The sequence below is a fragment of the Thalassobium sp. R2A62 genome (genome assembly GCF_000161835.1).
Classification (GTDB): Bacteria; Pseudomonadota; Alphaproteobacteria; order Rhodobacterales; family Rhodobacteraceae; genus Thalassobium.
In genome coordinates, this window is record NZ_GG697169.2 from 3130325 (window position 1) to 3141808 (window position 11484).

Consider the following 11484-nt stretch of genomic DNA (forward strand, 5'->3'; position numbering starts at 1 on the left):
CTATCCCTTTGACGCTGTAGCGGGCCAATCATGCCCTTCGTTTGTCGCATCGCGCGCCCACCGGTAGAACGCATCATATAACGTCATGCCGGCCTCTAACTGTTCCAAGTCGTCCCGATACATGCGGGACAGCCCGAGCGATGCCGCCAAGAGGCCTGCAGCCTCGGGCGCCAAGTCATGTTTGTTGTTATCTGCTGCACGAACCACCAGCGCCAACCGATCTAATGCGGCGTGACTGATACCAAACTCTTGGATCATCGTGTCAAAGGTGCAGTGGTCGCCGCGATGGCTCCAGAACACATTCTCAATATCAAAAGGTGTCACGTCAAAACGTTCGGCAACATTCGCGACTTGGGAGGCGCTTACAAACAGGATCTGGGCCTTGGGGTCGATGAACCGCCGGATCAGCCACGGACAGGCGGTGCGGTCAATCTTGGGTCTTTGGCGGGTGACCCAAACAGTGCCACCGGCCGTGTCGGCGGTCGGCACCTTTTGGGCGTCGACCATTGGGTATCCGGCATCGCGCCATCCAAATTGACCGCCTTCGAGAACTTCGGCCTGAACCCCACAGTTGCGCAGCAGTGCCGCAGCACCCTGACTGATCTTCAGACCCTTCTGACAGTAGATGACAACCATCTTGCCGTGCAGATCATCTGCCAAATCCGTGACGGTCTGGAATGGATGGCGGTAGGCGCCGGGGATCAGCCTGGGATCGTCGTCAAAGTCTTCGTTGATGCGCACATCAAGCAAGACAGGACAGTCAGGTGTCCCCATCAATCGGGACAAATTAGCCACGGATATTTCGTTGTACGACGCCATAAAGCATCCTCCGGAGAAAGGTTGAAACTGGAAGGATGCAAGGTTTTGCTGGCGCCTCACGAGACCCCTGCGCGCCCCTGACGCATGTTGGTATTCGACATTTGTTTCTCTGTCAAACGCGGGGCCACCCCCGGTGCGGGCGGCGCGGTTGCGCTGTTTCCCGTTCGCCCAACATCCTCAGTCGAGGTTTGTGGCATGCGCCATAAAGGTACTTGGCCCACAGCGCGAAAGCGAAGGTCAGCACGCCGCATCTATCTCGATCTCATCGGTCAGTCGGCTGCCTGTTTCTGTTTTTGTGACCGTCAATGTATGCTGCCAATTTTTGACGCCAGCTCCGCGTTCTAACGAGCGTAGAACCATGTGTTCGTCATCGCACTCTAAGACTTCCATGAAATACGGCTGTTGCGGTAGTTTGCCGAACAGCGAAACCATGACATCCATCCTTTGACCGGTCTTTGTGCGCCCCGACGGTAGCACGTCGAACGTCGCGTATCCCTTCATGATTTTCGCCAATGCACCATAGTCCGTCGCGAGCGCCCAAACTTTGGGGGCATGGGCGGCATAGTCGCTGATGACAGTTACTTTTTTCACGCGGTGATCCCAATTGCTGTCGACATGCTGTCGCATTTGCAATTGCCCGAAAAGCCCCCACAGCGTGGCGATCAGTTCGTGAACCAAGGTGGATCGAGGACCCCCGAAATTACTCGGACATAGACCGTGTCGCAATTTGCGGTGGTCGTCTCAAAAATAAAAAAATCAAAACAGAGCGAAAAACCAAAGGGCCCGCCTGTTGACTCGGCCCCATGACCTCCTTACGTATCTGCCGTTAGCACTCGCCAGAGGTGAGTGATAACGCCTCTCGAACGAGGGGCTTGGGAGAAACTGTTAGACTCAAGGGAGCCTACACCAATGGCATTGAAACCGCTTCAAGACCGCGTAACGGTCCGCCGCATCGAAAGCGAAGAGAAAACTGCGGGTGGTCTGATCATCCCCGACACTGCAAAAGAAAAGCCTGCTGAGGGCATCGTTGTTGCAGTGGGCGAAGGCGCACGCAAAGACAGCGGCGAGCTGATCGCGATGACGCTGAAAGCTGACGACAAAATCCTGTTCGGCAAATGGTCCGGCACAGAGATCACTGTCGACGGCGAAGAGCTGTTGATCATGAAAGAGAGCGACGTACTGGGCATCCTGTCCTAATCCGTCCCCTTTCGCACAAATTCTAATTTCTAAGGAGCATTCATTATGTCTGCTAAAGACGTCAAATTCGGCACCGACGCACGCAACCGCATGCTGAACGGTGTCAACATCCTCGCTGATGCTGTCAAAGTCACACTAGGTCCAAAAGGCCGTAACGTGGTTCTGGACAAATCCTTTGGTGCGCCACGCATCACAAAGGACGGCGTATCTGTTGCCAAAGAGATCGAGCTTGAGGACAAGTTCGAGAACATGGGCGCACAGATGGTCAAAGAAGTTGCATCGCGCACAAACGACGAAGCTGGCGACGGTACAACAACTGCGACAGTTCTGGGCCAAGCGATTGTTCGCGAAGGCATGAAGTCGGTTGCGGCTGGCATGAACCCAATGGACCTCAAGCGCGGCATCGACTTGGCGACATCGACTGTTGTCGACGCGATCAAATCCGCAGCACGCCCTGTCAGCGACAGCGCAGAAGTTGCTCAGGTGGGTACAATCTCGGCAAACGGCGAAGCGGAAATCGGTCAGCAGATCGCAGACGCAATGCAGCGCGTTGGCAACGAAGGCGTTATCACTGTTGAAGAGAACAAAGGCCTCGAGACAGAGACTGATGTTGTTGAAGGCATGCAGTTCGACCGCGGCTACCTGTCGCCATATTTTGTTACCAACCCTGACAAGATGACTGCAGAACTCGAAGACTGCCTGATCCTGCTGCACGAGAAAAAACTCTCGTCGCTCCAGCCAATGGTTCCACTGCTCGAAACAGTGATCCAGTCCGGCAAGCCTCTCTTGATCATCGCTGAAGATGTTGAAGGCGAAGCACTGGCAACTCTGGTTGTGAACAAACTGCGCGGCGGTCTGAAAATCGCAGCTGTCAAAGCACCTGGTTTCGGCGATCGTCGTAAATCCATGTTGCAGGACATCGCGATCCTCACAGGCGGTCAGGTGATCTCCGACGATCTCGGCATGAAGCTCGAGAGCGTAACAATCGACATGCTGGGTTCCGCCAAGCGCGTTAACATCACCAAAGACGAGACAACAGTCATCGACGGCGCAGGAGAAAAGGCCGAGATCGAAGCACGCGTTGCTCAGATCCGTGGTCAGATCGACGAAACTGCATCCGACTACGACCGTGAAAAGCTGCAAGAGCGTGTTGCCAAATTGGCTGGCGGTGTTGCTGTTATCCGCGTCGGTGGCATGTCCGAAATCGAAGTGAAAGAGCGCAAAGACCGCGTTGACGACGCTTTGAACGCGACACGTGCTGCGGTTCAAGAAGGCGTTGTTGTTGGTGGTGGTGTTGCACTGGTTCAGGCTGGCAAAGCGCTGGCTGACATGGAAGGCGTAAACGCTGACCAAACCAACGGCATCAACATCGTTCGCAAAGCAATCGAAGCGCCACTGCGCCAGATCGCTGAGAACGCTGGTGTTGACGGTGCAGTCGTTGCGGGCAAAGTCCGCGAGAGCGACGACCTGTCCTTCGGCTTCAACGCTCAGACAGAAGAGTACGGCGACCTATTTGCATTCGGTGTCATTGACCCTGCAAAAGTTGTTCGTACTGCTCTGGAAGACGCGGCATCGGTTGCAGGTCTCTTGATCACAACAGAAGCCATGGTTGCAGACAAGCCAGCCAAAGACGGCGGCGCGCCTGGTGGCGGCATGCCTGACATGGGCGGCATGGGCGGCATGATGTAAATCACGTCTTCCTTCGGGAAGATGTCGCTATACGATTAAAGAAGGGCTCGCTTTTTGCGGGCCCTTTTTTGTCTTAGGCCCCTCACCGACGTTCTCGCCCGCCCACACGGCTCACTCAGAGTTTATTCGAAGAGCCACATGGGGCGTTGTGGTTGGTGGTTGATTGGCGCAAGTGTGGGGCATGCGCTTGATCCTGACTGTGACCCTTGTGATGATCGCCTTTGCGGCGAATTCCGTGCTCAACCGGATGGCTCTGGTTGGGGCTGAGATGGGCCCTGCCAGCTTTGCCGCTGTGCGTTTGCTCTCTGGCGCAATCGCCCTTTGGCTTTTGATACGTTTGCGTCGCTCTGGACGGATCGCATTCGATGCAATGGGCGCAGGGTCGCTGCTGGTCTATGCGATCGGGTTCTCCTTTGCGTATGTCACGCTCGATGCGGGTGCCGGTGCGTTGATTTTGTTTGGTGTGGTGCAGGTGACCATGTTCGCCGGTGCGCTGATTGCGGGCGAAACTGTCCCCGCGCGCCGCTATGTTGGCGCGGCTATGGCACTGATCGGGCTTGCTTATTTGCTGTGGCCCAGTGCGGCTGTGGCGCCTGATCTGGGTGGCGCGGCTCTTATGGTTATCGCAGCGATCGCGTGGGGCATCTATTCGCTACACGGGCGCGGCGCTTCAGACCCTTTGGCATTGACGGGGTCGAACTTTGTGTTCGCTGTGCCGGTTGGCGTTTTGATCGCATTGATCTGGCGCGATGCCATGCCTGTTGATGGCGTTGTCTTGGCAGTGCTTGCGGGTGCCATTACGTCGGGTTTGGGCTACGCCCTTTGGTATCACGTCTTGCCGCAAATCACGCCGAGCGTCGCAGCCGTCGCCCAGCTGACTGTGCCAGTGATTGCCGTCTTGGGTGGCGTCGTGTTCCTGTCCGAACCGCTTACCATTCAGTTGGTCATTGCGGCATGCTTGGTCCTCGGCGGGATCGTCGTGTCGCTTATTTCAATATCGGCTCTAGTGCGTCGTAGCTAAGCGGCGTATCGTCCCACGCAACGCTGGCGAGCGACTTTGGCCGCAATGTCAGCGTCTCTAGCTCTGCGCGCGTGACCCACCGCCGATGATTGACGATGCCCTCTGGGTCGGTCCAGTTGGGGTCAATGTCGGGTTGATCCACCGTGCAACGAAAGAACACCTCTATCTGATGAAAATCACGGTCCTTGTCGTGGAATTCATTGATCAGGCAGGGTGCCCCAACCACGACAGTCAAACCCGTTTCTTCTAGTACTTCGCGCGCGAGGTTATCGGGCAAGGACGCATGTGGCTCGACCCCGCCGCCAGGTGCACACCACAGACGTGTATGACCTGGCCATGCATTGACGATCAGCAGGCGATCTTGGTGAAGGATAACGGCACGCGCCGCGATACGGGGTGGATTGGGCATAGTTTCGACCTACACCGCGACGTAAGGTCAAACAATCCATACCTTACATGACGTGAACGTAAGCTTATATTGGGCGGTATGAAACGAATTGTACTGATCAGCATGGCCTTCGCCAGCCTCTTGGGCATTGGTGGGCTCTTTGCCGTGGCCCAAGAGAACGAGCCGAGCCGGCAGGACGAATGTGTCGTGTTGCTGCACGGCCTAGCCCGCAGCGAAATCAGCTTTCTCGTGATGGAAGAAGTGCTGAAAAGCGCAGGATATAAGACAGTAAACACGGGCTACCCCTCGACCACCGCTACGATCCAAACGCTTGTGGTCGAGACGCTGCCAGACGCGGTCGCGCAATGTGGGCCACGCAAGGTGCACTTTGTCACTCATTCAATGGGTGGGATTCTGGCGCGGGCATGGTTGGGCGACAACCGTCCTGCAGACATGGGGCGCGTGGTGATGTTGTCACCGCCGAACCAAGGGTCTGAACTGGTCGATATCTTTGGTGAATTTGACCCGTTCGTTTGGGTGAATGGACCCGCGGGTCTCCAGCTTGGCACAGATGAGAACGACTACGTAAACCGGCTTGATCTGGCGCGGTTCGATCTGGGGATCATCGCGGGCGACCGCACTTTGAACCCCGTGTATTCTGCGCTGATCGAAGGGCCGGACGATGGCAAGGTTTCAGTCGCGTCCACACGTCTCGAAGGGATGGACGATCACATCGTTTTGCCCGTCACCCATACGTTCATGATGAACAATCCGCTGGTGATTGCCGAGGTTCAGGCGTTTCTCGAAAACGGCCGCTTTGATCACGACCTATCAATGACCGACCTGATTTTTGGGGATTAAGACGCTGGCCCAGTGACGCGGTTGATGTGACCCATCTTGCGGCCTGCTTTGACGTCAGCTTTGCCGTACAAGTGGATCGCAGTTGCCGTTCCCGCAATCTCGGGGATCCGGTCCACATCATCGCCGATCAGGTTTTCCATCTCGACGTTTGAATGGCGGCTGCCGTCACCCAATGGCCAACCCGCAACCGCACGAATGTGTTGTTCGAATTGATCGGTGACACAGCCGTTCTGGGTCCAGTGTCCCGAGTTGTGCACTCGTGGTGCGATCTCGTTTACGATCAGACCACGCGGCGTGACAAAAAGCTCGACACCCAGAACACCCACATACTCCAATTCATTGAGTATCTTTGCGGCCAACAGAACCGCATCTGTGCGCTGGGCCGGTGACAGCCGCGCAGGCACAGTCGTCGTGTGCAAAATACCATCGCGGTGCACGTTCTCACCGGGGTCAAAGCACGAAATTGCGCCGTTGGCAGTGCGGGCTGCGACAACCGACACCTCATGGGTGAATTCAATGAACCCTTCGAGAACGCTGGGGGCGTCCGCCATGTCTGCCCATGCGGCGGCAGGATCGGTGTCTGCGGTCAGACGCGACTGGCCCTTGCCATCATAGCCAAACCGGCGGGTTTTTAGGATGCTGGGCACCCCGATCTGATCAATAGCTTTGACCAGATCATCTAGGTTTTCCACATTCGCGAACGGCGCTGTAGCCAGCCCAAGGCCGTTCAAGAACGCCTTTTCCGTCATCCGGTCTTGGGATGTGGCCAACGCACGGCGGTTGGGATGCACAGGGCGCAGGGCCTCGATGACATCCAATGCTTCGGCAGGGATGTTTTCAAATTCGTAGGTGATGACATCGACCGACTGGGCAAAGGCAGTCAGTGCCACATGATCATCATAAGCCGCTGTCGTGACATGGTGGGCCACGTCGCCAGCAGGTGGGTTCGCACTGGGTTCAAAGATGTGGGTCTTGATGCCCAAACGCGCGGCCGCGACAGACAACATGCGGCCCAATTGGCCACCGCCCAAAATACCAATCGTATCGCCGGTCCTTAGCATTATGGCGCGTCCGGAATTGAGGCAGAGAGCGCCGCGCGCCACGCATCCAACCGTTCGGCCAGAGCGGAGTCAGACGTGGCCAAGATGCCAGCTGCCATCAGGCCCGCGTTCGCCGCACCAGCTGTCCCGATCGCCATTGTTGCAACCGGATAGCCCTTGGGCATTTGCACGATCGAATACAGGCTATCGACGCCAGATAGCGCCTTGGTTTGGACCGGAACACCTACAACCGGCACGCGTGTCTTGGACGCCATCATACCAGGTAGATGTGCGGCACCACCGGCGCCCGCGATAATCACCTTGAGCCCGCGATCAGCGGCGGTCTTGCCGTACTCCCACAGTCGGTCAGGGGTGCGGTGCGCCGAGACGATCTTGGTCTCATAGGCGATGCCCAATTCATCGAGAATGGTTGCGGCTTCTTGCATGGTCGGCCAGTCCGACGTGCTGCCCATGATGATGCCTACGGTGATATCGGTCATAATGACCCCCTGATCTAAGGAAGCGGCACTATAGCTAGCATGCTGTAGGGTTCAATCACGGAATCAAGCAATGATATCTGGAGTGATCCGATCTTCGATCTGGGCGATCTTATCCTTCAGACCCAGCTTTTGCTTTTTCAGCCGCCGGATCGTCAACTGATCCGCTGATGCGCGCTCTTGCAAGGCTTCGATTGCATCGTCCAAATCGCGGTGCTCACGGTGCAAAACCTCAAGCTTGACGCGTAATACATCAAGCGTGTCCATCTTAGCTGAAGGCGTCATAGGGGGGCGGTCCTGCATATTCGTTTCGTTTTAGCGCATTTGCGGCCCCGCGCATAGGGGCTTGCAAGCGCGCGTTATGCTTCCCATGTTTAGCAGACGGGTTGCCGAATGCGGGACCCACACTGACGGTCGCTTGGGAAAAAGGACATGTCGACATGACAAAGCTGACGTTGGGGGCGCACCCCTTTTTATTGGGATTTGAACAGCTAGAGCGGCTGGTTGAACGCACTGCCAAATCTGGCAACGAGGGCTACCCACCCTACAACATTGAACAAACATCCGAGACATCCTACCGCATCACTTTGGCTGTGGCGGGATTTGCCGAGGCGGATCTGTCGATCACAGTTGAAGACAATCAGCTGGTGATCCGGGGTCGCCAAGCGGATGACAGCGCGGGTCGCATGTTCCTGCATCGCGGTATCGCCGCACGCCAATTCCAGCGCAGCTTTGTTCTGGCTGATGGCGTTGACGTGGGTGAGGCAATCATGGAAAACGGGCTGCTGCACGTCGACCTGAAGCGCGCCGTCCCAGAGAGCGTTGTACAAACTATCAAGATCAAAAGGAACGACACATGAACACCCCAATTGACCTGAATGCATTGAACGACCGGCTGTCCGAAAAACTGGTCTATGTAAAACCGTTGAACGTGTCCGAACTCCCTGCTGATATCCAAGAGCAGGCTGATGGCGCCGAGCGGATCTATTCAGTGCATGATGCCAAGGGCGAACAAATCGCGCTGGTTGCCAATCGCCAGCTCGCCTATCACATCGCCCGCGAAAACGAGATGTCGCCGGTGCGCGTACATTGAACGAGATACAGCCACCCTATGGCGGGGTGGCTGCCTTTGATCTAGCCCAGTATATCGCCAATGTTGTTTATGACGGCGGTGATGATCATCATCCCGCAAATGAGCAACGCCATCCAAAACGCGTATTGCATCACTATGGCCGATAGGCCCAGTGCGATGGTGATTTTGGCGAGGGTCGCAGGTTCCCCGCGATAGAGGCTGATCCCCCCTGTGATGATCGAAATTCCTGCCAACACATAGGCGATGATGACGACGACATCGCGCGGATCAGTGGTCTTTGGGGCTTGAACCACTTCGGGACGCTGGTCACCGGAAATTTTGGGCTGTGCGGCTTGGCGAATTTCAGCAGCGATTTCACCTATGCTGGTGCCGATACTTGTCGATGACGCGGATTGAGATTGCCCAAACAATTGGGCAATAGTCAGGACAACCATGAGCAGCGCAATTGCACCCAAAATGAATTCCGCTAGGCCCCATTTGGGCCGGTTCTCTAGGGTCATGTCAGCCATGTCGTCCTCACTGCGTTGTTCGCGGGTGACGCTCTAACACCTAAGTATGTCAAAAAATCGACGCTACTCACCGCGCAGCGGTCACAGGGGGCGGGTGATGTAAAAGTGGCCCCCGACTTGCATCGGAGGCCATGAATTCGTTTCAGGTTTGACCGGCTTAGGCCGAAATCAGACCCATGCTCTCGAGCTTGAGCAATACCTGATGCGCACAGTTGTCGACGTCGTAGCCAACTGTTTCAACCCGCAATTCTGGACTTTCTGGAACATCGTACGGGTCCGAGATGCCAGTGAACTCTTTGATTTTGCCTTCGCGTGCCAGCTTGTAGAGACCTTTGCGATCACGTTCTTCACATGTCTCAATCGATGTTGCGACATGCACTTCAACAAAGGCACCAAAAGATTCGATGTCTTCGCGCACCGCGCGGCGGGTCGTTGCGTATGGCGCGATGGGCGCACAGATCGCGATGCCACCGTTCTTGGTGATCTCGGATGCGACATAACCGATCCGGCGGATGTTCAGGTCACGGTGCTCTTTCGAAAAGCCCAGCTCAGAGCTGAGGTTCTTACGAACAATGTCACCATCCAGCAGCGTCACAGGGCGGCCGCCCATTTCCATCAGCTTGACCATCAACGCATTCGCGATCGTGGATTTGCCCGAACCAGAGAAACCAGTGAAGAACACGGTAAAGCCCTGCTTGGCCCGTGGTGGACGGGTGCGGCGCAATTCCTGAACAACAGTCGGGAACGAGAACCACTCAGGGATTTCGAGACCTTCGGCCAAACGGCGACGCAGCTCGGTGCCCGAGATGTTCAGGATGGTCACGTTCTCTTTGTTTTCGATTTCGTCCGCAGGCTCGTACTGGGCGCGATCTTGCACATAAACCATGTGCTTAAAGTCGACCATTTCGATGCCCATTTCTTCTTGGTGCTCGCGGAACAGGTCCTGTGCATCATAGGGGCCATAGAAATCTTCGCCTTGGCTGTTCGAGCCGGGGCCAGCGTGGTCGCGACCAACGATAAAGTGGGTGCAGCCGTGGTTTTTACGGATCAAGCCGTGCCAAACTGCCTCGCGTGGACCAGCCATACGCATGGCCAAGTTCAACAGGCTCATTGCTGTGGTCGACGCCGGGTATTGGTCCAGAACCGCCTCGTAGCAACGAACACGGGTAAAGTGGTCGATGTCGCCTGGTTTGGTCAGACCCACAACTGGGTGGATCAACAGGTTGGCTTGTGCCTCTTTCGCTGCGCGGAATGTCAACTCTTGGTGGGCGCGGTGCAGCGGGTTACGTGTTTGGAAGGCAACTACACGACGCCAGCCCATCTTGCGGAAATAGGCACGCAATTCGTTTGGCGTGTCGCGACGTGCGCGGAAATCATAATGCACAGGCTGCTGGATGCCGGTCACAGGACCGCCGAGGTAGATCTTGCCTGCTTGGTTGTGCAGATAGTTCACCGCAGGGTGCGCATCATCATCAGCACCAAATACCTTTTCGGCTTCGACCGCTTTGTTCGGCTCCCAACGATCCGTGACAGTCATTGTCGCGAGGATTACGCCTTCTTGGTCGCGCAGCGCGATGTCTTGACCGATTTCCAGCGAGTTCGCGAAATCTTCGGACACGTCCAGCGTGATTGGCATTGGCCACAGCGCGCCGTCGGTCATGCGCATGTCATTGACGACACCGTTATAGTCAGCCTCGGACAGGAACCCTTTGAGTGGGTTAAAACCGCCGTTCATCAGCAGTTCGAGATCGCAAATCTGGCGCGGGCTCAGATCGTGGCTCGTCAGATCAGCCGCTTCAACTTTGAGCTTTTGCGCGCTGTCGTGAGACACATAGAGTTCAGGGATTGGGGCAAGATTGGTTTGCATCAGTTTGGTCCTACTTTTTAATGGGGAAAGGCCAGAGGTGGTGCCTGTGAGTTCGGCATGAAGCGCATCGTATTCTCCGAATTTCCGCGCTAAAAATTGATCAGTAAGACGGTTTTTTTCGGCGCCACCACGTGCTGTAATGGCATAACCATATCGGGCACGTTTGTCGGGGCCGTCACGGTCAGTGATATTCACCAGACCCGCATCCGTCGCGGTGCGAAGCAATGCATTGAGCCGACCCAACGACACGCCGATGGCTGCCGCAATCGCCCGTTGGGACGCATCGGGGGCAGTGTCCAACTGCCGAAGCAGGCGGAACATCTGATCCTCTTGCTTAGAGGTGATTTTGGCGGGCGACATGGCCATAGAGACGACTCAGCGTTTGTTCACGATTGAACGTATGTCCAAAAAAGAATGTTCACGCTAGAACAAACTTAGGGGAATTTTCACAAAATTTGACCCGTGGCGAATTGGCAACGCGCCCCAAAACGCATTGGGCCGGG

14 protein-coding genes are annotated in these 11484 nt (G+C 56.1%); 6 read left to right on the forward strand and 8 right to left on the reverse strand.

The window, feature by feature from the left end; genetic code table 11:
• Both TR2A62_RS15590 and TR2A62_RS15600 read right to left on the reverse strand, forming a co-directional pair.
• Positions 1 to 819: a sulfurtransferase/chromate resistance protein gene (locus tag TR2A62_RS15590; protein WP_009160435.1), complete on the reverse strand. Its 819-nt coding sequence runs from the start codon at positions 817 to 819 to the stop codon at positions 1 to 3.
• A 237-nt stretch (positions 820 to 1056) separates the two neighbouring features.
• The gene (locus tag TR2A62_RS15600) at positions 1057 to 1410 is read right to left on the reverse strand and encodes a hypothetical protein (protein ID WP_150103508.1); all 354 of its coding nucleotides are present in this window, start codon (positions 1408 to 1410) and stop codon (positions 1057 to 1059) included.
• A 318-nt stretch (positions 1411 to 1728) separates the two neighbouring features.
• Between TR2A62_RS15600 and TR2A62_RS15605 the strand changes: the two genes are divergently transcribed.
• The 3 genes from TR2A62_RS15605 (at position 1729) to TR2A62_RS15615 (ending at position 4726) form a co-directional block, all read left to right on the forward strand.
• Complete coding sequence (locus tag TR2A62_RS15605; protein WP_009159549.1) at positions 1729 to 2016, forward strand: co-chaperone GroES; 288 nt, start codon at positions 1729 to 1731, stop codon at positions 2014 to 2016.
• Between the two features lie 45 nt (positions 2017 to 2061).
• A complete protein-coding gene (groL, locus tag TR2A62_RS15610; protein ID WP_009160112.1) occupies positions 2062 to 3705 on the forward strand; it encodes a chaperonin GroEL in 1644 nt (547 codons plus the stop codon).
• A 181-nt stretch (positions 3706 to 3886) separates the two neighbouring features.
• Positions 3887 to 4726, forward strand: a complete 840-nt coding sequence (locus tag TR2A62_RS15615; protein ID WP_040820857.1) for a DMT family transporter — start codon at positions 3887 to 3889, stop codon at positions 4724 to 4726.
• Here the strand turns inward: TR2A62_RS15615 and TR2A62_RS15620 are convergent.
• Positions 4692 to 5135, reverse strand: coding sequence for an NUDIX domain-containing protein (locus TR2A62_RS15620; protein ID WP_009157441.1), 444 nt, complete (start codon positions 5133 to 5135; stop codon positions 4692 to 4694). The genes TR2A62_RS15615 and TR2A62_RS15620 overlap by 35 nt on opposite strands.
• A 78-nt stretch (positions 5136 to 5213) precedes the next feature.
• Here TR2A62_RS15620 and TR2A62_RS15625 point away from each other — a divergent pair, with 78 nt between their 5' ends.
• Positions 5214 to 5975, forward strand: a complete 762-nt coding sequence (locus TR2A62_RS15625; protein WP_009160922.1) for an alpha/beta fold hydrolase — start codon at positions 5214 to 5216, stop codon at positions 5973 to 5975.
• Here the strand turns inward: TR2A62_RS15625 and TR2A62_RS15630 are convergent.
• The 3 genes from TR2A62_RS15630 to TR2A62_RS15640 all read right to left on the reverse strand — a co-directional run bounded on the left by TR2A62_RS15630 (position 5972) and on the right by TR2A62_RS15640 (position 7797).
• Entirely contained in the window at positions 5972 to 7036 is a 1065-nt protein-coding gene (locus TR2A62_RS15630) for a 5-(carboxyamino)imidazole ribonucleotide synthase (RefSeq protein WP_009159831.1), read from the reverse strand. The two genes, TR2A62_RS15625 and TR2A62_RS15630, sit on opposite strands and share 4 nt — an antisense overlap.
• Positions 7036 to 7515: a 5-(carboxyamino)imidazole ribonucleotide mutase gene (purE, locus tag TR2A62_RS15635; RefSeq protein WP_009157790.1), complete on the reverse strand. Its 480-nt coding sequence runs from the start codon at positions 7513 to 7515 to the stop codon at positions 7036 to 7038. The genes TR2A62_RS15630 and purE overlap by 1 nt, the downstream gene beginning before the upstream one ends.
• A 63-nt stretch (positions 7516 to 7578) precedes the next feature.
• Positions 7579 to 7797 (reverse strand): YdcH family protein, encoded by a 219-nt coding sequence (locus TR2A62_RS15640; protein WP_009158817.1) that lies wholly within the window; start codon positions 7795 to 7797, stop codon positions 7579 to 7581.
• Positions 7798 to 7952: 155 nt separating this feature from the next.
• On the opposite strand from TR2A62_RS15640, the gene TR2A62_RS15645 reads away from it, so the two are divergent.
• The gene (locus TR2A62_RS15645) at positions 7953 to 8372 is read left to right on the forward strand and encodes an Hsp20 family protein (RefSeq protein WP_009158472.1); all 420 of its coding nucleotides are present in this window, start codon (positions 7953 to 7955) and stop codon (positions 8370 to 8372) included.
• Entirely contained in the window at positions 8369 to 8605 is a 237-nt protein-coding gene (locus TR2A62_RS15650) for a DUF1150 family protein (RefSeq protein ID WP_009158834.1), read from the forward strand. Before TR2A62_RS15645 ends, TR2A62_RS15650 begins: the two co-directional genes overlap by 4 nt.
• Positions 8606 to 8646: 41 nt before the next feature.
• Here TR2A62_RS15650 and TR2A62_RS15655 read toward each other — a convergent pair whose 3' ends face one another.
• Positions 8647 to 9114: a hypothetical protein gene (locus TR2A62_RS15655; RefSeq protein ID WP_009158638.1), complete on the reverse strand. Its 468-nt coding sequence runs from the start codon at positions 9112 to 9114 to the stop codon at positions 8647 to 8649.
• A gap of 157 nt (positions 9115 to 9271) precedes the next feature.
• Positions 9272 to 11347, reverse strand: a complete 2076-nt coding sequence (locus TR2A62_RS15660; protein ID WP_009159231.1) for a bifunctional sulfate adenylyltransferase/adenylylsulfate kinase — start codon at positions 11345 to 11347, stop codon at positions 9272 to 9274.
• Positions 11348 to 11484 lie beyond the last annotated feature (137 nt).